The sequence below is a fragment of the Ekhidna sp. genome (genome assembly GCF_965227465.1).
Lineage (GTDB): Bacteria > Bacteroidota > Bacteroidia > Cytophagales > Cyclobacteriaceae > Ekhidna.
Genome location: NZ_OZ245746.1, coordinates 2,873,661 through 2,897,231, shown reverse-complemented (window position 1 = coordinate 2,897,231; position 23,571 = coordinate 2,873,661). Strand labels below are relative to the sequence as shown.

Sequence of the window (23,571 nt, the reverse complement as noted above, 5' to 3'; positions counted from 1 at the left end):
ATTTTCACTGAAACCAAATCTCTCCAAATAACCTTCCTTTTCCGTATCTTTACCATCCCAAAAATTGAAGCGACATGACCCCAGAAGTTGAGATTTATAAGCCTAAGAATCACATTCGAATTGTTACCGCAGCATCCCTATTTGATGGACACGATGCAGCGATCAATATCATGCGAAGAATCATTCAGTCTACCGGCTGTGAGGTGATCCATTTGGGACATAATCGTGCCGTGCAGGAAATAGTAGACTGTGCCATTCAGGAAGATACGCAGGCGATAGCGATCACTAGTTATCAGGGTGGTCATGTAGAATACTTCAAATACATGTATGATTTGCTTAAAGAGCGGGGTGCAGAGCAAATCAAGCTGTTTGGTGGAGGAGGGGGTACCATCCTCCCGGAAGAAATTGAAGAGTTGCATCAGCATGGGATCACACGCATCTACTCCCCGGATGACGGACGTGCAATGGGACTACAGGGCATGATTAATGATCTGGTCAAGCAAAGTGATTTTCCGGTAGGAGAAAATCTGAACGGACAGATAAAGAAGATCAGCACGAAAGATCATCAGGCCATAGCTCGCACCATCTCAGCAGCAGAAAACTATCCCGAGCAATTCAAGGATGAAATGGCTGCCTTGCGAAAGGTCGCTTCTGATACCCCTGTTTTGGGAATCACCGGAACAGGAGGGGCAGGAAAATCATCGTTAGTGGATGAACTGGTTCGCCGCTTCCTAATGGATTTTGAGGATAAGAATATCGCCGTTATTTCGGTTGATCCGTCTAAGCGGAAAACAGGCGGAGCTCTGTTGGGAGATCGAATCCGAATGAACGCAATCTTCAGTGATCGGGTATATATGCGTTCGCTGGCTACCCGTCAGTCCAACCTGGCATTGTCTAAGTATGTTCAGGATGCCATCGACATTGTGAAAGCAGCCGGATTTGACCTGATCATTCTCGAAACATCCGGTATTGGTCAATCCGATACGGAAATCACCGATCACTCAGACGCTTCCCTATATGTGATGACACCAGAATACGGGGCAGCTACTCAGCTGGAAAAGATTGACATGCTGGACTTTGCTGATATCATCGCACTCAACAAGTTTGATAAGCGAGGTGCATTGGATGCCCTTAGAGATGTGAAGAAGCAATATCAGCGCAACCATCAACTGTGGGATGCTAAACCTGAGGATTTGCCGGTATTCGGCACGATAGCTTCTCAGTTCAATGACCCGGGAATGAACCAGTTGTACTTGTCGTTGATGAACCTCATTGATGAAAAGACCGGATCAAAATTGAAATCTTCTTTTGTGAGTTCTGAAGAGATGAGCGAGAAGATTTTCATCATTCCGCCAAAGCGAACCCGATACCTATCAGAGATCACCGAAACGATTAGAGGCTACAACGAAACAGTTGAAAAGCAAAAAGAGGTAGCGCAGAAGTTGTATAGCCTGGATAAGACAAGTGAAATACTAAAAGATAAAAAAGAGGCGCTTGAAGCAATTGATCAAGCCAAAGAGGAACTTCGCCTGGAGCTTGACCCTTACAACTTGAAGCTTTTAGAAGAGTGGGATGCAAAACGAGCCAACTATGAAGGCGAGTACTTCACCTATGAGGTGAGGGGCAAAGAAATTAAGGTTGAAACCACCACGGAATCACTTTCTCATACCCGGATTCCAAAAGTGAGTCTTCCAAAATATGAAGCCTGGGGAGATATTTTAAGATGGTCGTTGCAGGAAAACGTACCCGGTGAATTTCCATATACCTCAGGTGTATTCCCGTTTAAGCGACAGGGAGAAGATCCAACAAGGATGTTTGCCGGAGAAGGTGGGCCGGAAAGAACAAACCGAAGGTTTCACTATGTATCCAAGGGCCTACCTGCTGCCAGACTTTCTACCGCATTTGATTCGGTAACACTTTACGGAGAAGATCCGGATCACCGTCCGGATATCTATGGAAAAATTGGTAACTCCGGAGTTAGCATCTGCTGCCTGGATGATGCGAAAAAATTGTATTCAGGTTTTGATCTGTGCGATCCGACCACTTCTGTTTCCATGACCATCAATGGTCCCGCTGCTACGATCTGTGCATTCTTCATGAATGCCGCGATTGATCAGCAGTGTGAAAAGTACATTAAGGAACATGGCTTGGAAAAAGAGATCGAGGCGAAAATTGACGAGATGTACAAGGATGCGGGCGTGCAACGACCAACATACAGTGGCGAATTACCGGAAGGACACAATGGATTAGGATTGATGCTGCTTGGTGTGTCAGGTGATCAGGTATTACCAGCCGATGTATATGGGGAAATGAAAGTGAAAGCACTTTCCTCTGTTCGAGGCACTGTACAAGCAGACATCTTAAAAGAAGATCAAGCGCAAAATACGTGCATATTCTCAACCGAGTATTCGCTTCGTTTGATGGGAGATGTTCAGCAGTATTTCATTGATCAAAATGTGCGGAACTTCTATTCGGTCTCTATTTCCGGTTATCACATTGCAGAGGCAGGAGCTAACCCGATTTCTCAGCTTGCATTCACGCTGGCCAATGGATTCACATTTGTGGAATACTACCTGTCCAGAGGCATGGACATCAACGCCTTTGCTCCAAATCTATCGTTCTTCTTTTCCAACGGAGTAGATCCGGAATATGCAGTAATCGGACGTGTGGCGCGTAGAATCTGGTCAAAAGCCATGAAACTGAAGTACGGAGCAAACGACCGTGCTCAGAAACTAAAATATCACATTCAAACATCCGGGCGCTCGTTGCATGCGCAGGAAATCGATTTCAACGATATCCGGACCACACTTCAAGCACTTTATGCTATTTATGATAATTGTAACTCACTGCACACAAATGCTTACGATGAGGCGATAACCACCCCAACGGAGGGATCAGTAAGGAGAGCAATGGCTATTCAATTGATCATTAATAAAGAGCTCGGACTGTCGAAAAATGAGAACCCAATTCAGGGCTCATTTATCATCGAGGAATTGACAGATTTGGTTGAGGAGGCTGTGATGGTTGAGTTCGATCGAATCACGGAACGAGGAGGTGTGTTGGGTGCAATGGAAAGCATGTATCAGCGCGGTAAGATTCAGGAAGAATCAATGTATTATGAAATGCTGAAGCACACTGGTGAAATGCCAATCATCGGTGTAAATACGTTCCTTTCTTCTAAAGGGTCACCAACAGTCATTCCTGATGAGGTTATCCGTGCAACCAAAGAGGAGAAGGAGCAGCAAATTCACAATTTGCGGGAAATGCACAAAGGCAATGCCAGCAAATCAGCAGAACTACTAAAGGAACTTCAAGAGGCAGCATTACACAATGAAAATACGTTTGCAGCCTTAATGCAAGCTTCTAAATATTGTTCATTGGGTCAGATCACGCATGCAATGTTTGAGGTTGGAGGCCAATACCGAAGAAATATGTAAATGATTGGCCGAAAACCCTGAACAGCGTGAAGAATCCAGGGAGTAATATGTGGTGTTGAAAAAATGACTTAATGATATGTCAAATAGGAGGTTAAGTATATCTGAGTGATGTACTTTTCGAAGTATTATACCATAATTTGAGAATCCCACAGCATAGAAAAATTTAGTTTTCATTTTGAGAAAATTACTAAAAAACGTAAATTCATTAGATGCGTTGGCTCCTCATTGGCTTTTTGTTCTTAAGCTCATGTACCGCTTATAAACACAATCTCAAAACGGAAGACATCACCAGCTCAGAACTTGAAAAGATCGAGGTTGATGATAAACTATTATTGGTGTTAAAAGAGGAACTTGATGAAAAAACATACCTAAGAGGCAGGTTCGAATCCTTCACTGATGAAACTATTCTGATTTCTAATAAAAGGAAAGGTGTTAAGGAAATAACAACAATCCCACTCTCCAATATCCGGAAAATAAAATTTGATGAAAACGTTCCTGTCACCATTTTAAAAGCAGTTTCGGGAGTAAGTGGTACCGTATTCCTGGTGGCATTAATTTCTTTTCTAAGCGATCCTAATATTAGTGTAGGCGGAATCTAAAAGGGGACGGATTTTTAATCTTGCGGGAAATTAATTTTCAAAAAGTTGAATCCGGTTTCCGTCCGGATCTTTGATGATAACCATTCTTAAACCTGAGTTCGGGTCATTTACGACATCTCCGTGGAAATTGACGTTATTCTTTTTTAACAGTTGAACAAAATCATCGAAAAAGGAGGTTTTAAACCCGATCTTGAAGAGGCCTTCCAGTTTAGATGCACCGGATAGTTTGGATGCTTCTGACAGTGACATACTTCCTTTTAATTCTATTAACTCAAGCTGCGTGTTGGAAGAAGTCATATTTGCGATTACAAACCCACTTTCCTTGGATTCGGTTTTGTCGGCGAGCTCAAAGCCGAGGTTATTGTTGTACCAGTCTATTGACTGCTCAATGTCTTTAACAACTATTGCGAAAAAACTAGGCTGAAGACTCTGAAATACGTCATTTTGACGTTTTTCGGCTTCAGTGCTCTGGCAATAAGTGGAAATTGAAACGACCAATGAGATAAGGCAGAATAGTTTCTTCATATCGGAGTATTTAAAGGGTATACTTTAAAAATTAGTACAAGGTTTAAAACAGTTTCAATTCTGTCATGTAACAAGTTGTTGAATTATTGACTATTTTGAATTAAAAACCAATCAGATGCTTTACGATGTTAACACCCCTTCAGAATACCTTACAGAATTGGATGAAGATTGGCGTAAGGAGAAGTTAATGGAGCTTAGGAGTATACTGTTGGGTTATAAGTTCACTGAAGGAATCAGGTATAAAATGCTCAGCTACGCAGATGATCGGGGAGTTGTTTTTCAACTCAACGCACAGAAAAATTACGTGGCGCTGTATGTTGGAGATGCGAGCAAAGTAGATCCGGATGGTGAATTGCTAAAAGGGATAGATCATGGGAAGGGGTGTTTAAGGTTTAAGAAGACCACCTCTTTAGCGGAGACAAAAATTGAAGCATTTATAAAGAATGCAGTTGACAAGTGGAAAAAAGGAGGAGATATTGATTGTTAGTAGCCTTAAACTCGACTTCTGACTACCATTTTAAATTGGCCATTCGCCATTTGAATGGCCCTGTTTTTTGCGTGTTCAACAAGAGGTCCTTCAAAAAGTGTATCCAGTGTTTCAAACCACAAGCCAACCCATTGACGAAAGTGTTCTTCTGTGATTCCATTTTTTAAGGACCTATCTACCATGATGTGCATCATACCTGGTTTCCCATTGAAATTCCCGGTTCCAAATAAATTCATCTCCCAAAAATCTGTCAGCATCTCCAGATGGACCGGCCATCTTTCCTCTTCTATGTGATGATTGAAGATTGGGCCGAGCAACTCATTTTTTCGAATGTTTGTATAAAAAGTGTTTACCAGTAGGGAGATATCATCTCTGGATTCAATTTGCTTCATCTAGTTTAAGTTTTACTCTTTCAACTTTTCGAGTACACCTTTTAGTTCCTCATAGCGATCAAAAGCATCCTTCCCTGGCACCTGATCTGCTCGATTGAGCATGAAGTATAAGTATGAAATCTGATCAACGAGCATTGGCTTCATGTAAATACCTTCCTCAGTTCTTAGCTGCTCGAGCTTTGTTTTCGAATTATTAAGAGTAGTCTGCTCTTCTTCAGATAAGCTTTCGTTGGATTTTAGCTTTTTCACCTCATCCGCAAGTTCATTTTCCATCTTGCGAGCGTCACTCAGCAGATTTCCTACTTTCATTTGAAAATCTACTTGGCTACTTATGTCACTTTCACTCACGCCGTTTTCTTTTACCCTTGGGTCAATGATTAACTCAAAAGAGTTGGTGTAAGATCTTCCTTCGACAGTTAGTACAACATCGTATTTTCCGGGTTTCGCTAACGGACCTCCTTTGAATCGTCTATTGTTTTGGCTGTGCCAGGGTCCCGTCATAGACATATCCCATTCAAACCGATTCATTCCCTGGTTGGTCGTAAGTGACTTATTGATGATATAAGTTGTGGCACTTAGGTCCATATTTTCGATTATTTCATCTTTCACTTCGCTTTTTGTAGTGTCACTCACAAATATTGCAATGATATTGCCATCTACATCTTTAATTTCCAGTTTGATTGCATCCGTTTTTTCCTCGAGGAAGTAATCAATAGCGACTGTTTGTGCCGGGTAGTTGGGCATTGCATCTCCTCGATTTGCAGTGGGATATCGGTAACGTATCGTATTCGCTGGTTTAAAGAGCGTGTTTTCTGATATCTCCGTGAAGTTTTCATTCCTTAAGGATTCAATATTATCAACTACCCAAAAGCCACGACCCATGGTAGCCATGACCAGGTCATTACGATGAATTTTTAAATCAGTAATTGGCGTTATCGGTAAGTTCTGTTGAAAAGACTTCCAGTTTTTTCCATCATCAAACGAGATAAATATGCCGTATTCTGTGCCGGCATAAAGCAATCCTGCTCGTTCCGGATCTTCCCGAATTACTCGTGTTGGGTAATCTGCAGGAATACCATTTGTCCCCGTAGTTAATAGCTCCCATGATTTACCATAATTGGCAGTTTTGTAGATGTAAGGCTTTTGATCACCCAGCTGATACCTCAATACGCTTATGTAAGCTTTTGCAGGATCGTGAGGAGATGGCGCAACCGCATCCACACGTCCACCTGACGGTAGCTTGGCAGGCGTCACATTCGTCCATGTTTTTCCTCCGTCTTTAGTAACATGAACTGGTCCATCATTTGCGCCAACCCAAATCAATCCTTCACTTATTGGTGACTCTTGAATGGAATAAATCGTACTGTAGAATTCTTCACCAGTGATGTCACGGGTAATCGGAGATCCTGAAATAACTTGTTTATCTTCTTCAAACGCGGTTAGATCCGGAGAAATGGTTTCCCATGTTTTTCCATCATCAGTGGTTTTGTGCACGTACTGTGAACAGTGATAGACTACATCAGGATTGTGTGGTGATACATGGATAGGTGAGACTCGCTGGAACCGGTACTTTAGTTCTTTAGGGTTATGGCCATACATGTTGGAGGCGCCAACATAAAATTGCATTTCTGTTCCTGTATTCTTATTAAAAACACCAAATCTGCCTTTACAATTTGAATAGACAATATCAGGATTACCGGGTTTGGGAACTGCAGGTCCTGTTTCACATCCTCCGGTATTGAGAATATATCCGGTACCGCCAACCTGATTTCCATAGGGCGTAAGACTAGGTACTGCTATTGTGGTGTAATTGTCTTGCTGACCGCCGTAAACCCAATACGGATACTGGTCATCTACTTCCACCTGATAGATTTCTGCGGTCGGTTGATTAAACTGGGTTGACCATGTTTTTCCACCATTGTGAGTCACATTGGCGCCTCCATCATTCGCCTGAATAAATAGGTCAGGGTTATCCGGATTGATCCACATGTCGTGATTGTCTCCGTGAGGAGGGTTCATTCGCTCCCAATTCTTTCCTCCATCTATGGATTTGTAATACCGGGTGGCCAGCGAATAAACAATATCGGCATTCTTCGGATCTACACGTATGTTATTATAATAGAATGGTCTCGTTCTGATAAAATCTTTATTGGAAACAAGTTCGAAAGATTCCCCCTGATCAACCGATTTAAATAATCCGCCTTCATCATTGGGAGCCTCAATCAAGGCATAAACGATTTTACTGTCTGCTGGGGTTACTGCTACATCAATTTTACCAATCAGGTTATTTGGTAATCCCTTATTGACCTGATTCCAGGTCTTCCCACCATCTATTGATTTGTAAACTCCACCTTCCTCAGGGCTGCCACCACTGATGATGGTCCAGGGTTTTCTTTCTGCTTTCCAGGCAGAAGCGAAAAGCACTTCTGGATTAGAGGAAAGAAATTCGATATCCGAGAAACCTGTTTTTTCTGATACATAAAGAATTTTTTTCCAGGTCTTCCCGCCATCTTCCGTTTTAAAAATTCCTCGTTCCGGATTAGCATTAAAAGCTTTACCTACAGACGCTACATATACAATATTGTGATTGGTAGGGTGAATTCTGACTGCTCCAATTTGACCTACATTTTCTAAGCCAACATGCATCCAGGTCTCCCCTGCATCAATGGATTTATAGACTCCTTTGCCTTCGATGACATTGCTTCTTAACCCGTCAGAGCCAGTACCCACATAAATAATGTTGGGGTCATTTTGAGCCACTTCCAATGCTCCTATCGAAGGCGTGCTGAAGAAACCATCAGACACGTTCCTCCACGTTGTTCCATAATCTTCGGTTTTCCAGACTCCAGCACCGGTTGCTCCGAGATAGAAGGTAGCCGGTTCTGACGCAATCCCGGCCACCGCGGTGACTCTACCACCCCGATAGGGGCCAAGATTTCTGTATTTGAATGTTGAAAAATCCTGACTATAGGAAGCAAGTGCTGCTGTCAGAAGCAGCAAGGTAATCGTACGATTCATGTTGTTGATTTAAGTTATTAGTTATCTACCAGCCAATGCCATAATCCTCTCCGAAATTACTACTACCACCCCACATGCTTCCATGTTCCCAGTCGAAGTAGATGGCATTGATAGGTCCCGAGGTTCGTTCCCGAATTTGAAGTGTATAGCCCATGTCACGAAGTTTTTTACGAACATAATCCGGTGTATCTTCTCTAATTAAAAGTTTTCCAGGCTCAATTTCATGTTGCCCGAATGAGCCCTTCATTTGAAAGCTGTTAACATTGGCAGCCTCTGCAGCCTCTTGTACATTCATGTCAAACTCTACCATATTAAGGAAGAATTGCAAGAGGTTTTGGTCTTGAGAATCTCCTCCCTGAACTGCAAACGATAGGAATGGCTTACCATCTTTAAGTGCCAGTGTAGGGGTAAGGGTGGCTCTCGGTCGTTTGCCTGGCTCGATCACGTTATACGGATTCTCTTTTTCATTCAGCACAAAACTTTGAGCACGCTGGCTGAGTCCAATGCCGGTATTACCAGCGATAGCTGCAGGAACCCAGCCGCCACTTGGAGTGATAGAGACTACCCACCCCTCTTCATCAGCTGTTTGGATGGAGGTGGTGCCGTTATATATTTCAGTTCCTTTAGGAAATTCAGACGAAGGAGACTGAATATTGGGGACAAACCCTGTTTTGCCATTCATTTCTTTTGCCCAGTCTTCGATGTATTTCAAATATGGATTTTTGCCATTTTGGTAAGGATAGGGATCTCCAGGTTTTACTTCCGGGTCATTCATCTCCCAGTTGATTTCCTTTAATCGCGCCTTTGCATATTCTTTGGACATTAACCCATCGATAGGCTCAGCAGGTGGAAAGTAAGGGTCGCCGTAGTAGAAATCACGATCAGCAAAGGTCATATTCATAATTTGGTAAAGCGCATGAATGTAATTCACCGAGTTGTACCCCATCCCTTTCAGATCCAATTGTTCTACCATATTGAGTGATTGAAGCATCACCGGACTTTGAACCCATGAGGTTAACTTGTATACATCTATCCCTTTGTAATTGGTTTTCAGCGGTTCTTCGATGTATACTTTCCAATTTGCCAGATCTTTCTTAGTGATCAACCCACCTAATTCTTTTACTCCCTTCACAAAATCATCCGCTATGTCACCTTTATAAAATCTGTCGTAGGCAGCATAAATAGCCTCTTTTCTTGACTTACCATCTTTAAGGGCTTTTCGTTCTGCTTCGATTAGCTTTGATAATGTATTGTAGAGGTCTTTTTGAACAAAAATCTCCCCTTCATCAGGCGCCTCTGTTTCCTTTCCCAAATTGGTGAGAAAAATTCGTTTAGATGCAGGCCACTTCTTTATTTCATCTTTTGATCCTTCGATGCGTCTGGCAGTCTGCCCTTCCATTGGATATCCCATCGCCATCTCCATTGCGGGAGCAAGGACTTCTTCTAAACTCATAGAGCCGTACTCGGCTAACATGGTCATTAAACCTCCGGGTGTGCCAGGAGTAACAGCCGCCAAAGGTCCATACTGAGGTGGATAGTCATATCCCTTTTCCTTATAAAACTCTACAGTTGCTCCGGTAGGTGCTACCCCTAAAGCATTAATGCCGATGACTTTTCCCGTGTTTGGATTGTAAATGAGTGCCTGAGTTTCACCTCCCCAACTTAACACATCCCACATGGTACTGGTAGCTGCCAGCATTGCACAAGCTGCGTCAACCGCATTTCCTCCTTTATTGAATGTAGTAGCTCCTGCGGTTGCTCCCAAAGGTTTTCCAGTAATTGCCATCCAGTGTCTGGCATGAAGGATAGGTTTTTGGGTGGATTGTGCAACGAGTAGAAAGACACTGAATATGCCGAGTATTGAGTAGAGAAGTCTTTTGATTAACATGATGAGGATGGGTTTTGGTCATTGAATGTACCTCAATTTACTAATTATAGCTGTTTTTTGAAGCCACAAAAAAGGGCCGCTCCTTGAGCGGCCCTAATCGCATAGCCATTAGCTTATGCTTCCTTAGTTAGCCTTAATAATCTGTTCCCTAAAAACCTGATCGCCTGATTTAATTTCAAGTACATAAAGACCTGGTTTTATAGTTGAAAGATCCAGTGATCCATAGCGAATTTTATGTTTAGCCAATAGAATCCTTCCATTCATTCCAATCAATCGAATGGTAGAATTTTCGCTGGTTTTGATGGTTAATTTATTTCTAACAGGATTTGGATAATATTCTACATCAATATCATTTTCAAAGCCCAATACATTTTCAGTTACCTCAAATGACTCTATTGCTGAAGCAGAGTTGTAATTCTCATTACCCTCCTGAGATACCGTTACAGTAACAGTTCCACTTTCTCCAGTTAATGTTACGGTTGCATCCTCATTTGTTGCAGGACCAGAAACGTTGTAAGTAAGCTCCAGCCCAGAGTCTACTTCTGCATCAATATCAAACGCTGCATCGGTTGTCAACTTATCCTCAATTGGAGTGATGGTGATCACTTGTTCTGCTTTGACAATTTCAAAAGATTGAGTCACTTCTGAAGCTGGATTATATGTGTCATCACCGGCTTGATTGGCGGCAATGGTTGCTGTTCCTGCTCCAGCAATGGTAACGGTATTTCCATCCAGTGAGATTGGACCTTCAACTATTGTGAACGATACATCAAGATCAGAGGAGCTGGAAGCGGAGAGCTGAAATGATTCATCACCGAAGACTTTGTCTTCAATTGCGGAGAATGTGATGATTTGATCTTGTTTTGTAGGATCAGTGACTTCAAACGATTCAGAAGAGGAAACACTATTATAGTTATCATTTCCATCTTGCGATACTGTGAAGGTTACTGTCCCTGTTTCCCCGGTTAGTGTTACAGTTGCGCCACTGTTTGTAGCAGGGCCGGATACATTGTAAGTAAGTGCAAGATCTGAATCAACTTCAGCAACGATATCGAACGCCGCATCAGTTGTCAACTTATCATTAATTGGAGTGATGGTGATCACTTGGTCTGCTTTGGCGATTTCAAAAGATTGAGTCACTTCTGATGCAGGATTGAAAGTGTTATCACCGGCTTGATTGGCGGCAATCGCTGCATTCCCTGCTCCTGTAATGGTCACGGTATTTCCATCCAGTGAGATTGGGCCCTCGATTACAGAGAATGAAACGTCAAGATCAGAAGAACTTGTAGCTGAAAGCTGAAATGAATCGTCTCCATATACTTTATCAGCAATTTCAGAGAATGTGATGGTCTGATCTTGTTTTGCAGGATCAGTCACATCAAATGATTCCGAAGATGAAGCGCTGTTGTAGCTATCATTTCCTGCTTGAGATACCGTAACAGTAACAGTTCCACTTTCTCCAGTTAATGTTACTGTCGCACCCTCATTTGTAGCAGGACCAGAAACGCTGTAAGTAAGCTCCAGCCCAGAGTCTACTTCTGCATCAATATCAAACGTTGCATCGGTGGTCAGCTTATCATTAATTGGAGTGATGGTGATGACTTGATCCGCTTTAGCAATTTCAAAAGATCGAGTCACCTCTTGAGCAGGATTGAATGTATCATCACCGGCTTGATTGGCGGCAATCGTTGCATTCCCTGCTCCTGTAATAGTTACTGTATTCCCATTCAAAGAGATTGGGCCTTCAACTACTGTGAACGATACATCAAGATCAGAAGAGCTTGAAGCGGAGAGCTGAAATGAATCATCACCGAAGACTTTGTCTTCAATTGCAGAGAATGTGATTGTTTGATCTTGTTTAGCAGGATCCAAGACATCAAAAGACTCAGTGGAAGACGTACTATTGTAATTGTCATTACCTGCTTGAGATACCGTAACAGTCACAGTTCCACTTTCCCCAGTTAGTGTTATGGTCGCTCCCTCATTAGTTGCAGGTCCAGAAACGCTGTAAGTAAGCTCCAGTCCAGTGTTTACTTCTGCATTAATATCAAACGCCGCATCAGTTGTCAGCTGATCATTAATTGGAGTGATGGTGATGACTTGATCTGCTTTAGCAATTTCAAAAGATCGAGTCACCTCTTGAGCAGGATTGAATGTATCATCACCGGCTTGATTGGCGGCAATCGTTGCATTCCCTGCTCCTGTAATAGTTACTGTATTCCCATCCAAAGAGATAGGGCCTTCAACTACTGTGATCGATACATCAAGATTAGATGAGCTTGAAGCGGAGAGCTGAAATGAATCATCTCCATAGACTTTATCAGTAATTTCAGAAAATGTTATGCTTTGATCTAGCTTACTTTCAGTGGTGAAGTTCCACTCAGTAGATTCTATTATTCCACTGAACCAATTATTTGAGAGATCCGCAATTACCCCATCCGCCAGGTACATGTAATAGGTTGTTTCTCTTGCAAAATCCTGATGAGGAATTGAAAGTATGTTTCCCTGAATGTTATCATTTGTAAGGGTAACAACTTCGAATATCTGGTTACTACCATACTTTATAATCGCTTGCTTTGTTGCTCCACTAGTGGCAATCATAACGTCTTCATCAAAGGTGATTTCTAACATTTGATTGACAGCTATATCAATGGCATCATCGGTTGGATTTAATACTTCTATCGACGGTGCGATTTCATCAGGTTCTGCCAGGGTGGTTATTACCCAGTCAGTACTATTTGTGAAATTGGGAGCGTTATTTCCCCATTCATCTTCGATCGCATTGGTTATGGTGAAATAAATTTCTGTTTCGTATGGTAGGTCTATGGGAATGTCATAGGTAACCGTACTTCCATCCACAGTGGCACCTGAGTTAAATGCCCAATTAGCACCAATTTGTTCATCAGTAGCGGCGTTGTACATTTTGAATAAACCCGATCCAGTCAATTGAACATTCTCATCAAAGTTCAACACTAAGTTTTCAGTAATTGAAACATCAGTTGCACCATTTAACGGAGATAAAGATGTTATTTGCGGAGCATCCAGCTCTCCTTCGACAGTAAAATACCAATCATCACTGCCTGTGATATTTTCTGCTCTATTACCGGCTAAATCCTCGATTGCATTGGTTATTTCAATATAGATTTCAGTACCATAAGGTAGATCTATTGGAATATCATAGGTTACCGTGTTTTGATTTATTGTCGCTCCAGCATCAAAAGACCATATGGTTCCTATTAGCTGATCATTGGATCGATCGTACATTTTAAATATTCCTTCACCACTCAATTGAACATTTTCATTAAAGGTTAAAATCAAATCCTCATCTGCTGCAACGTCTGTAGATTCATGTAATGGAGAAATTGTGACGAGACTTGGTGCAATCTCATCGCCAGTTGTGAAATTCCATGTTTCTGTACCCGCGATAGTGAATGTCTGGTTGAATTCATCTCTGAACGCACTATTTGGGATATAAACATAATAGGAGGTGTTCGTATTCAATTCACCAAAATCGATTGTTACCTCATTGCCATTGAGTATAACCTCTTCTGAGTCTGTAGTAACAACTGATGCATTTGCGTTATTGCTAGCATATTTAAGGTAAATAGGAGCACCGGTGGCCACAGTAATATCATTATTTGTTGTGAATGATACTACTCCTGAAGTACTTACATCAACAGCATCATCAGCGGGAACTGTGGATTGAATTTCTATTGCTCCGTATGTGGTAAAACGCCAATCGTTTTCTCCATCAATGGCAGTTACATTGTTTCCATCAGCATCAAAAATGACTTGATTGGAACCATTTGTCTCATCCAGAAGAATATAATGTTCCGTATTTTCAAACATGTTATAGTTTCCAGGAATATTGAAAGTTACAGTTAAGTTATCCTCACTTATTGACGCAATATTTCCAATATTATAGTAGAGCACATCCGATTCACCTGCTTCACGATATAATCTTACAGCCCCACTTGTATTTCCTAAATAGACAGGCTCATCAAATGTGATTTCAAAATCAATGGCATTACCGGCACGTTCAACTTTGGTAGCACCATTCGAAGGGCTCAGAGAAACAATATCAGGTCCGTTACCATCATTGATTCTGGTACTAAAATTCCATGTTTGATCATCTTCTATGTCCTGACCTCCATTTGCAATATCCTCTGCATCCACAAAAAGGCCTTCTCCCAGCGTAACGTAGTAATCCGTTCCGGAAGCCAGAGGGTTAGGTAATGAAATAGTTGCCGTAGCTCCATTCAATTCAATATATGGGCTGTTTTTGTTTGCAAAGAATACTTGCGTATCGTCAGAGTTATAGACCCTAATAGCAGGAATAGAGGATGTAGTCAGAACCATCTCACGATCATAGGTTAATGACAATTCCACATTGACTGGTATAATTTCAGTTGTGGGAGAAAAGGAGATGATTTGTGGTCGTGTATCTTCTACTGTAAAAGTCCAGCTTGTGTTATCCTGAATACCTTCCCAGTCTTCACTAATCAAATCACTTCTGAGATAAGCGTCAGATACTTGAACATACAACCCCTCACCTTGCGGGAAATCTACCGGAAAATCAAAGGTTATGCTTGGACCATCAATGGTCATATACGTGCTATTGAAATTATTTAATTGTGCGACCAAGGCATCATCAGATACTTTATAAACCTTAATGTTACCTGCGCCAACATCCGCATCGTGAGAAAATGTTAACGTTAATACAGATTCTTTAGAAGCTTCTGTAGAGCCATTTCCAGGAGTCAACGAGACCAACTCAAAGGGGCCCGGACAATCGAGGCTAAATGATGCAGTCTCATCTTTTCCCCAGTTGGCATTGGCATAATCTACATTGCTTACTTGAATACACTCTAGGTTGGGTGATGTATCGACTTCCAGATATAAGTTTTCATTATTTCCATTCGCTGCATTCAAATGACTTAAAGGTGTATTACCATTTAATATGGCCTCTATTAGCATTGTGTTTTGAGAAATGTCAATTTGAGCTAGCTGGTTATACTCTATATCCAGGTATTCTAGGTTTGGGTTTTGAGTAAGGTCGATGCTTTGAATTTGGGTGCTGTAAACATATAATTCAATAAGTTCTGAGAGTGGCGTCACATCTATAGAAGCCAGATTGTTATCTGTTATTGCCAACTCCTCCAATAGCGTATTATTTGACAGATCTATGGTTGTAATGTCAGTATCAGATGCATCTAGCTCTCTTAATTGTGCGTTTTGAGAAAGGTCAAGAGTTGATAAGTTGAAATTATTTGCGCAATTCAATACTTCTAGCAATGGGTTGCTTGAGACGTCTAGTGTAGTTAGCTGACTCCCCCATAATTCAAGTTCTTTTAGAGCAGTGTTATTTGAAACATCTATTGAGGTTAAATCATTGCTGTTTGCAAAAAGATATTCAAGTTGTGTGTTTGCCGATAAGTCAATAGTAGAAAACGAATTATCTGCGATGCTTAAATTTTTAAGAGCTGTATTTGCACTTAAGTCTAGGGAGGTAAAGTTCATTCCTCTGATTCTTAACCATTTCAATGCAGTGTTTTCGCTTAAATCGATTGAGGTGAATGCATTGTTGCTCAAATCCAATGTATCGATAGACAGATTAGTCGAAAGATCTATACCTGTTAGATCGTTCCCGTTCACATAAAGTGATTGTAGAGAGGTATTCTGAGATAGGTCAACTGAAGTAAGGTCGTTTATTGAAAGATACAGCGTGGTAAGTGCTGTATTCTGACTCAAATCGACACTGGATAAATTGTTTTGAGCAACATTGAGCTCAGTAATATTTGGAAAGTCTTCAATTCCAGTCAAGTCCGAAATATCCAGGTTATTGGAAATGATTGCTCCTGTGTAGGAAGTAGCTTCACTTACCTGAATTTCTCCATCAGCATTAGTGTTAATGGAGGTATTTCCAACTAAATATGATTTAAAGTTAGCATCCGGAATGTTGACATTCTGAGCTTGACTTGCATGGGCTAGCAATAAGCTAGCAATAAAGACGATCGCTTCTATTGTCCAAAGTGTGTGCTTCAGTCGGCGATGGTTGTGATCAGTAGTGTTAAATGTTTTCATGACTATTGTAATTTTTCAAGTCTTAATAGCCGATGTGGTTGAAGGTTAACAGCTCAGTAAAATTTTTTTTCGATTAGGTGTTAACTATTTTGGTTGATGAAATACTAAGTAGTGAAAATAAGTAGCGACGAAAATGTAATTGATCGATTGTCTAAAGGTGATGAAGCTGTATTTAAGCAGGTTTATAACTTTTATAAAAAAGAGGCTAGAAGCTGGTTGATGAAGCACTTTGGTGATGATTTTTCATTTGAAGATGTTTATCAAGATTCAATCATCGTGCTTTATGAAGCTGCCCTTGATGGAAAGTTAGTTGACCTCAAGTGCACGTTGAAAACCTATTTGTTTGCGATTTGTAGAAATCAGTTATTAAAAAGATTCAAACTACAAAAGAGACAAGATAATAAGGTGGATGAGGTGAAAATCTATTATCGGGAGTGGTTGGAAGAGGAGGAGGAAGAAAATGGATTAATCTCTCAATTAAAAAAATATTTTGATGAAATGCATGAGCCCTGTAAGTCTATTTTGAAACTGTTTTACTATCAATCAATGAGTCTGGGACAAATTGCTGAAGCATTGGAATACTCAGATAAAAATGTATTGAAGGTTCAAAAATCAAGGTGCATCAAATACTTAAAGGACAAAGTATGGAAGACATAGAACAAATACGAAAATACATTCAGAATCAACTTTCTGCTGAAGATAAATCCAATTTTGAGAAAAAGCTGGATGCAGAAAAAGGGCTAAGAGATGAGGTAGAAAAGGAGCGTTTGATTATGAAAGGAATTGCTTTTTCTGAACGTGAACGCTTAAAAAGTGTGCTTCAGCGGGGTGAACAAACACGTTCTAAATATTGGTACGCAGTGGCAGCATTGATTCCACTCTTGATCATAAGTTATCTTTTCATTTATGACTCACCGAATGCAAATTCCATTTATACCAATTTCTATGAGCCCTATGGAGTGTATGAGTTTGGAGAAGTGAGAGGTGAAAGTTTAGAGAATAATCTTGAGGAGGAGGCATTTGAGGCATATAAGCAAGGAGAGTATCAAGAGGCCTACGAAAAGATCAAAGAGTTGCAAAATGCAAGTGACCGAATTGGATATGATCTTTATGCTGGCATTTGTTTAATGGAGTTAGAACGATTTGAAGAAGCGCTCAACATGTTTGATCAAATACCCGAATCATCAAAATACATTGACATTGGAACATGGTATCAGGCTCTGGTTTTAATCAAGTTAGAGCGTATAGGTGAGGCTAGTGAATTATTGGGAGAGCTTTCTAATGGGAAAAATGGATTAGCACGTAGGTCTAAGGAGGTGCTTGATCAGCTTTGACGTTTTTTTCTAGAAAGAAAAACCACAAAAATTATTGGAATCAAGATGATAAACCATTTTTTAAAATCGCTATCAAATACCAATGGCTCGGGATTTCCAGTGAATGTAAAACCAGCCCAATAATATGGGTGTGATTTGACTGGATCAGCATTTTGCAGATAAGTCAGCTTTGCCTGTCGAAGTGCTTCATCTTTGTTCATTCCTTCCTTCAAATTTTCATAAAGATATCCCATTAACTCAGCGGTGGATTCATCATTTACCTCCCAGTGACTGATAATCAAATTAGGGCAACCGGCGTATAAAAAGGCTTTACCTAAACTTTGTAAACCCTCCCCATTCTGTAGTTTGCCCACTCCCGTATTACAAGCGCTTAATGTGACAAGGTCAGCATTAAATTTTTGATTGTACAATTCATAGGCATAAAGAACACTATCCTCAGAATCTGTTAGGTATACAGCAGATTTTCCTGGACTTTGAAGGTTGACTTCTGCATGTGTGGCAAGATGGATTAAATCAGATTGCTCAAGCTGTTGAATAATCTTCTTTTTCGAGCTATCTGTAAATCTTTGACCACTTATTATTTTCCTTATTTGATTGATTTCCCTGTTAGCGCTAGTTAAGGTAGCTTTGGAGCTTTCCCGCACTCTTCCATCTGCCATATCTACTGATGAACTAAAATCAGGGGAGATTAACGTGCTTATTTTAACAATTCTAGGTTCAGTATTTGCTAATAAAGCTTCCATAGATACAGATTGTAAGTATCTAATGGTATACTTTTCAAGTAAATAGTTTCCTTCAGTATCGGTGAGAAGATCAAAAGGAAGATAGAAAAGCTCATTGCTAGGGACAATGTTAAGATTTATGATTTCAGGGAATAGCGCCAATTCAGATAAACTCAAAAGTTGGAATAACTCATCCTCATAGCGAAGCTGATCCTTTCTATTTCTTACATCTGAAAGATAGCTTTCCAGCTTATCACTGAAATCCTCCGTCTGCTTGTGCCATAATTTCACCCCATCTCTCATAATTAACATGGCATAAACTTCAGATTTTTTATCAACCACATATTCACCATTATTGTAGATGAGAAAAGCAGATTTATTATCCAATTTTTCTTGAAGCTGAGAAATAGATGCGTATGATGTGTTGATTCGTTCTTGGTAATAAGAAGGATAATTATTCCGAATCACCTTGTTTAAACTGTCTCTTTGATTTGTCTTCTTAATTAGTTGTGTTTTTGACCCATCCTCTTCGTTTTGTAAGGCTAAAATCTCTTGTTCAATCTCGGCTTTCAAGTTTAGTATATCATGGGGTACATTGAGTTGTTCCATTCGCTGAGCAAGCTGGAATGTAGAGTAAGAGATGGATGATTTACATTTTTCGGTTGAGTAGAGGAACCTATCAGCATAGGTTGGATTATTATTTTTCTCAAATAAGCTAAAAAAGAGCTTTGTTCCAATGAGATACAAGTCTGTATGGAGATTGAGAAAGTGACGCTGATTGTCGTAATAATCGATATTACCCCAAAAATGATTCGCTAATGAATCAGCTTCTTCAAAAGTGTTAAGTGCTTTTTGGAGAGATTCATCGCTACCTAATTCAATACCACTTTCAATAGCTGAAATGGCAGATTGTCCATAAAAATAGAAAGCGAGCATTTTATCCATCATCTCGGTTTCAAAGTATTCCCTCCTTGCTTCTCTGTGCTGTTCAATTACGTTTTTCCAGTCTTTACTTTCCTTATATGATACACTCATTAGTGCTTGAAGGCGTAATTGATTTTCAGGATCTTTAGCAAGTGATAGTTGGCTTTGAAGTATATCCATTCCTTCTGATGTTCTACCAATGCCTGATAACAGATTCCCATAATTAATAGCGGAACTCACAGTCAAAGGATGCCCTTCACCGTAAATCTCTTTTTTGGATTGCCATGCTTTTAAAGTGTACTGAAGGGCCCTATCGGTCGAATCTAAAAATGTATAAATCCTCCCTAGGTTATTGTAAATAGCAATTGTTTGCTCTTGTGATTGTATTCCTTCCCTCATTTTAAGCTCTTCCAATGCAAAAAACCTGGCTTTATCATATTCTTGTAGATGGAAATAGCTCATACATAAATTCCTACAAGCATTTAGCAGTATGCGTTTATTTGATCCGCCGTTTTGAGCTAATTCATATTGTGCCTTTGCATACTTCAATGCTTGGTCTTGCAGACTTAAACCCTCATAATAGTAGTACGCTGCATTATAGAGTCTGGACCATTCACTATCATTTTCATTGTATAATTTCTCATAGATTTTTAAAGCTTTTTGCAGGTATTGCTCCGCCTCTTTATCGCGCCCTAGCGAAACCAGAATCTGAGTATAGTTTGATATCGTTTTCGCTGTTTTTTTATGAATAGAACCGAACGAACTTTCAAAAGCGTGAAGGGATTTAATATAGTACTCAGCACCTTTTTCCTTCTTTCTTAGGGCATTATCATGCAACCAACCAAGTCCGAATAATATTTCGCCAACTCCAGAGCTCTTTTCTCCCATTTTATCCATTGCAAGACTTAAGTCAGATTCAAGGCTATCAAGTGCTTGCTGTGAATTGCGATCAATGAGAACGTAGGAAAGATTGATGTAATATTTACACTCAAAATAGTTTTTCCATATTTCCTTTTCCTTAAATGAAAACGCTACCTCTTTCAGAATGGGAACGGCCTCCTGAAATTGAAAACTCAGAAAAAGCTCTTCTCCTTTTTGTTGCTGTTTCACTAATGAATCTTCAGAAACCTGAGCTTGTATCACATAGGTGAAAAGTAATAATAACAGGGTTGAAAACTTGGTGGCGTAGGGTGACATGGCATTTAGATATTATCTAAGATAGAAAACAGCTTACTCTAAGCCAAACGAATAAGAGTTCATCGCTAAATTTGATTCTACCATAAAGAACCATTTTTTTATTTCTGTGGACTCAACATAATAGTTTTGTGTCTATGACAATGAAGCAGGCTTTATTGAGCTCTATACTCCTTCTTTTGATCTTTAGCACACAAGCCCAAATTCTTAAGGTTGACAAGGGATTTTTAGCCACAGACTCATCCAACTATTTCACAGGAGTAATTGATGCCACTTTTGCAATTAACAATCGAAGCTCAACTGTAGACGAGCAAAATATTTATGTAGGGGTCAATAATAATGTTGATTTAGTATATATCGCAGAAAAATCTGCCACCATTCTTATAAGTGGACTTAATTATTATAAAATTGGAGATGGGCCATTAATTTATAATGGTACTGCTCATGTTCGGGAGGTTTTGAGGAGGTCTGCTGAACTAACCCCGGAGTTTTTTGGCCAGATACAATTTGATGAATCCAGGAACATGGAGCTAAGGTGGCTGTTGGGTGGTGGCTATCGCTGGAATATCATTCAAAAGAAAAATTCCCTATACACAGGAATCGGAATATTCAGAGAGTATGAACGATGGAGTGGGCCGGTAGAGACCATTGAAAAGCGGCTTTGGAAACTTAATTCTTATGTGAGTGCAGATGTTAAGTTAACCACCACAACCAATATTAATGCAATCGTCTATTTTCAATCAGGAAAGGACAGTGAAATTAATGCGTTTAGGAACAGATTGAGCGGTCAATTAGAATTTAAAAATGCATTGACAGACCAGTTTAAAGTAAAAATGACTTCTAATTTTTTACTGGATGATAAGCCGATTATTCCCCTCAATAAATTTATTTACGAAGTTTATTTTGGTGTAGAGTATAGCTTTAATTAGCTATTTAATGACTTTGAATATGATTTCCTTTGCAGGAAGGGCATATCGCTTCTTTTCTTCCTCACTTAGTTCATCAATCAATCGTTCTTCCACAACCTGAAATCCGGAACTAGCAAGACGTGATCCGTAATCCTCCCCATACATCCTTACGTGATCGTCCTGACCGAATTCTTTCTCTCTTTCTTTTGGATCGGTGATGGACTTGTCTTCATAGGTAGTTTTTGGGAGTGGGTAAAAGAAGGGAACCTGTAGTATGGCCCAGCCACCCGGTCTCAGCACTCTTCGCATTTCACTCAAGGCTTTTAGGTCATCATCTACATGTTCAAGTACATGGTTGCAAAAGATGATGTCTACTGAGTTTTCTTCAAATGGAATCTGATGGATGTCCATTTTCACTTTAGCTAATGGAGATTCAATATCGGCAGTGATGTATTCAAGATTCTCTAAAGCTTCAAATCGACTCATAAAACAAAGCTCAGGAGCTACGTGAAGCATGGTCGCTTTCTTCGTAAAGAAGTCTGTTTTTCGTTTAAGGTATATCCAAATTAATCGATGGCGTTCTAGTGATAAGCACTTAGGACAAAGTGCATTGCTTCTTGATTTTCTGCCATACGGTAGAAATTTTCTGAATTGAGATTCGCAGACAGGACATACTACCTGGTTACCTCGATAGAAGATGGCGACTATTCTTAGCGCAACATGGCTAAAAAGTTGTAAGTATCTGCGGGGTATTTTTCTTAGAAAGAAGGAAATTAAAAACTTCACACTGCTTGAATTTTGGACCGCAAGTTATTTATTCACCTATCGACCAGCAATCATTGCTGAAAATTTCTCTATTTTGGTTTTTATATGAGTCGCACGCTAATTTTCATTGCCTTGATAGCCTTTAGTTTGATCGGGTTCGGTCAAAAGGTGAAGCCCGTAGAAAAAGAGCTTCCAACTGAAAATTTGCAAATGCGAAAAGACTCCAATAAGCGCGCTAACAAGCCAAAGAAGAAAAGGTATGGCCAGCTTTATGTGCCAAACGCTGACAAAATTTTGTACGGAAACCAATGTGTATTGGAACAAACCCGCAAAATGGGGTTTGAGTACCTGGTGGAGCCACCAAATATTGCAGGGAGTAAGACCTGGAAGGGTAAATTTTTGAATAACCTCTGGGTAAAGACTAAATTAGTAGTGACTCGTTCACCTTTTTGGAAGCAAATTCTTAATGGTAAAATCAAAAAATGCCGTAAGATGAGTGGAGATTTGGTGGGCTAAACACCTAAACACGCTCTAATGAAGTTGCTTATCAAGCTTAAAAAACTGGCAATAGTTGCCTTGTTTATTCTTTTATATTCCTGCGCTAACATAACTGAGGAAATCTATTTAAATGCCGATGGTAGCGGAGAGTACATCGTTTATACAGACGTTATCAGTAGTACCCGTTCGATGATGTTAGGAATGATGGGAAGTCTGTACCCGGATGCTTCGGCAGATAGCTTAAGACAAATAGTGGATGCTCAAATTTGGGAGCAGTTTCCTGCAGAAGTGGATTCAATCATGGATTTTTCGTCCAGAATACCTGACAGTATTAGAAATGATCCTGATCAAATGAAATATGTAGAGAAGATGGTGATGTTCATGAAAGGCAGCCGGAAAGATGGTTACCTGAACTCGGGGATGCGTTTTGATTTTTCTAGCGTAGAAGAATTGCAGAATTTCAATGATTTTATGAGTCAAAATCAGACAGGTGCTAGTAATGGAATGGGTATGGAACTTCCAAATATGAAAGTGAAATATGCATTTGACGGGTCTACTTTTTCCAGAACTGCAGTTATAGAAGACCTAATCGAAATGAGTGATTCTACTCTGATGATGATGGGTGAGTTATTGAAGGGGTCTAAGTCGCGTCTAAAACTTCATCTTCCTAAAAAAGTAAAAAATGCGAGCAAGGGCCAGCTTGTTGGAATTGTAGGTAAAGATGTGACTTATGAATTTGATCTGATTAAGGTTGTTAGTGGCGACCAGTCTTCAGACATTAAAGTAAAGTTTTAAA

At 40.2% G+C, this 23,571-nt stretch carries 15 protein-coding genes; 8 read left to right on the top strand and 7 right to left on the bottom strand.

Going from position 1 to position 23,571, the window contains the following annotated elements:
* The first annotated feature begins 74 nt into the window (after positions 1-74).
* Together ACO05G_RS12680 and ACO05G_RS12675 are read left to right on the top strand one after the other, a co-directional pair.
* On the top strand, positions 75-3,437 hold the full coding sequence (locus ACO05G_RS12680; RefSeq protein WP_421763115.1) for a methylmalonyl-CoA mutase family protein: 3,363 nt from the start codon (positions 75-77) through the stop codon (positions 3,435-3,437).
* A gap of 209 nt (positions 3,438-3,646) precedes the next feature.
* Positions 3,647-4,036 (top strand): hypothetical protein, encoded by a 390-nt coding sequence (locus ACO05G_RS12675; RefSeq protein ID WP_421763114.1) that lies wholly within the window; start codon positions 3,647-3,649, stop codon positions 4,034-4,036.
* Positions 4,037-4,066: 30 nt separating this feature from the next.
* Here ACO05G_RS12675 and ACO05G_RS12670 read toward each other — a convergent pair whose 3' ends face one another.
* Positions 4,067-4,561 (bottom strand): VOC family protein, encoded by a 495-nt coding sequence (locus tag ACO05G_RS12670; protein ID WP_421763113.1) that lies wholly within the window; start codon positions 4,559-4,561, stop codon positions 4,067-4,069.
* A gap of 115 nt (positions 4,562-4,676) precedes the next feature.
* Between ACO05G_RS12670 and ACO05G_RS12665 the strand changes: the two genes are divergently transcribed.
* Positions 4,677-5,048, top strand: coding sequence for a DUF1801 domain-containing protein (locus ACO05G_RS12665; RefSeq protein ID WP_421763112.1), 372 nt, complete (start codon positions 4,677-4,679; stop codon positions 5,046-5,048).
* Positions 5,049-5,053: 5 nt separating this feature from the next.
* On the opposite strand, the gene ACO05G_RS12660 is transcribed toward ACO05G_RS12665, so the two are convergent.
* From ACO05G_RS12660 to ACO05G_RS12645, 4 genes are all read right to left on the bottom strand, one after another.
* The gene (locus ACO05G_RS12660) at positions 5,054-5,440 is read right to left on the bottom strand and encodes a group III truncated hemoglobin (RefSeq protein ID WP_421763111.1); all 387 of its coding nucleotides are present in this window, start codon (positions 5,438-5,440) and stop codon (positions 5,054-5,056) included.
* A gap of 12 nt (positions 5,441-5,452) precedes the next feature.
* Positions 5,453-8,458, bottom strand: coding sequence for a WD40/YVTN/BNR-like repeat-containing protein (locus ACO05G_RS12655; RefSeq protein WP_421763110.1), 3,006 nt, complete (start codon positions 8,456-8,458; stop codon positions 5,453-5,455).
* A gap of 25 nt (positions 8,459-8,483) precedes the next feature.
* Entirely contained in the window at positions 8,484-10,346 is a 1,863-nt protein-coding gene (locus tag ACO05G_RS12650) for a gamma-glutamyltransferase family protein (protein WP_421763109.1), read from the bottom strand.
* Positions 10,347-10,469: 123 nt separating this feature from the next.
* The gene (locus tag ACO05G_RS12645; RefSeq protein WP_421763108.1) at positions 10,470-16,430 is read right to left on the bottom strand and encodes an Ig-like domain-containing protein; all 5,961 of its coding nucleotides are present in this window, start codon (positions 16,428-16,430) and stop codon (positions 10,470-10,472) included.
* A gap of 111 nt (positions 16,431-16,541) precedes the next feature.
* Between ACO05G_RS12645 and ACO05G_RS12640 the strand changes: the two genes are divergently transcribed.
* A complete protein-coding gene (locus tag ACO05G_RS12640) occupies positions 16,542-17,087 on the top strand; it encodes an RNA polymerase sigma factor (RefSeq protein ID WP_421763107.1) in 546 nt (181 codons plus the stop codon).
* Positions 17,075-17,764, top strand: coding sequence for a hypothetical protein (locus ACO05G_RS12635; protein ID WP_421763106.1), 690 nt, complete (start codon positions 17,075-17,077; stop codon positions 17,762-17,764). The genes ACO05G_RS12640 and ACO05G_RS12635 overlap by 13 nt, the downstream gene beginning before the upstream one ends.
* Here the strand turns inward: ACO05G_RS12635 and ACO05G_RS12630 are convergent.
* Complete coding sequence (locus ACO05G_RS12630; protein ID WP_421763105.1) at positions 17,755-20,607, bottom strand: CHAT domain-containing protein; 2,853 nt, start codon at positions 20,605-20,607, stop codon at positions 17,755-17,757. The genes ACO05G_RS12635 and ACO05G_RS12630 overlap by 10 nt on opposite strands.
* Positions 20,608-20,747: 140 nt before the next feature.
* On the opposite strand from ACO05G_RS12630, the gene ACO05G_RS12625 reads away from it, so the two are divergent.
* Positions 20,748-21,533: a DUF481 domain-containing protein gene (locus ACO05G_RS12625; RefSeq protein ID WP_421763104.1), complete on the top strand. Its 786-nt coding sequence runs from the start codon at positions 20,748-20,750 to the stop codon at positions 21,531-21,533.
* Here ACO05G_RS12625 and ACO05G_RS12620 read toward each other — a convergent pair whose 3' ends face one another.
* Positions 21,534-22,298 (bottom strand): class I SAM-dependent methyltransferase, encoded by a 765-nt coding sequence (locus tag ACO05G_RS12620; protein WP_421763103.1) that lies wholly within the window; start codon positions 22,296-22,298, stop codon positions 21,534-21,536. It abuts the gene before it with no gap.
* Positions 22,299-22,382: 84 nt separating this feature from the next.
* Here ACO05G_RS12620 and ACO05G_RS12615 point away from each other — a divergent pair, with 84 nt between their 5' ends.
* Positions 22,383-22,793, top strand: coding sequence for a hypothetical protein (locus tag ACO05G_RS12615; protein ID WP_421763102.1), 411 nt, complete (start codon positions 22,383-22,385; stop codon positions 22,791-22,793).
* A gap of 18 nt (positions 22,794-22,811) precedes the next feature.
* A complete protein-coding gene (locus ACO05G_RS12610; protein WP_421763101.1) occupies positions 22,812-23,570 on the top strand; it encodes a hypothetical protein in 759 nt (252 codons plus the stop codon).
* Position 23,571: the final 1 nt, after the last annotated feature.

Coding starts and splice junctions, on each gene's coding strand:
- ACO05G_RS12635 (WP_421763106.1), top strand. CDS start 17,075: ATGGAAGACATAGAACAAATACGAAAATACATTCAGAATCAACTTTCT.
- ACO05G_RS12615 (WP_421763102.1), top strand. CDS start 22,383: ATGAGTCGCACGCTAATTTTCATTGCCTTGATAGCCTTTAGTTTGATC.
- ACO05G_RS12670 (WP_421763113.1), bottom strand. CDS start 4,561: ATGAAGAAACTATTCTGCCTTATCTCATTGGTCGTTTCAATTTCCACT.
- ACO05G_RS12645 (WP_421763108.1), bottom strand. CDS start 16,430: ATGAAAACATTTAACACTACTGATCACAACCATCGCCGACTGAAGCAC.
- ACO05G_RS12650 (WP_421763109.1), bottom strand. CDS start 10,346: ATGTTAATCAAAAGACTTCTCTACTCAATACTCGGCATATTCAGTGTC.
- ACO05G_RS12675 (WP_421763114.1), top strand. CDS start 3,647: ATGCGTTGGCTCCTCATTGGCTTTTTGTTCTTAAGCTCATGTACCGCT.
- ACO05G_RS12625 (WP_421763104.1), top strand. CDS start 20,748: ATGAAGCAGGCTTTATTGAGCTCTATACTCCTTCTTTTGATCTTTAGC.
- ACO05G_RS12665 (WP_421763112.1), top strand. CDS start 4,677: ATGCTTTACGATGTTAACACCCCTTCAGAATACCTTACAGAATTGGAT.
- ACO05G_RS12660 (WP_421763111.1), bottom strand. CDS start 5,440: ATGAAGCAAATTGAATCCAGAGATGATATCTCCCTACTGGTAAACACT.
- ACO05G_RS12680 (WP_421763115.1), top strand. CDS start 75: ATGACCCCAGAAGTTGAGATTTATAAGCCTAAGAATCACATTCGAATT.
- ACO05G_RS12610 (WP_421763101.1), top strand. CDS start 22,812: ATGAAGTTGCTTATCAAGCTTAAAAAACTGGCAATAGTTGCCTTGTTT.
- ACO05G_RS12630 (WP_421763105.1), bottom strand. CDS start 20,607: ATGTCACCCTACGCCACCAAGTTTTCAACCCTGTTATTATTACTTTTC.
- ACO05G_RS12655 (WP_421763110.1), bottom strand. CDS start 8,458: ATGAATCGTACGATTACCTTGCTGCTTCTGACAGCAGCACTTGCTTCC.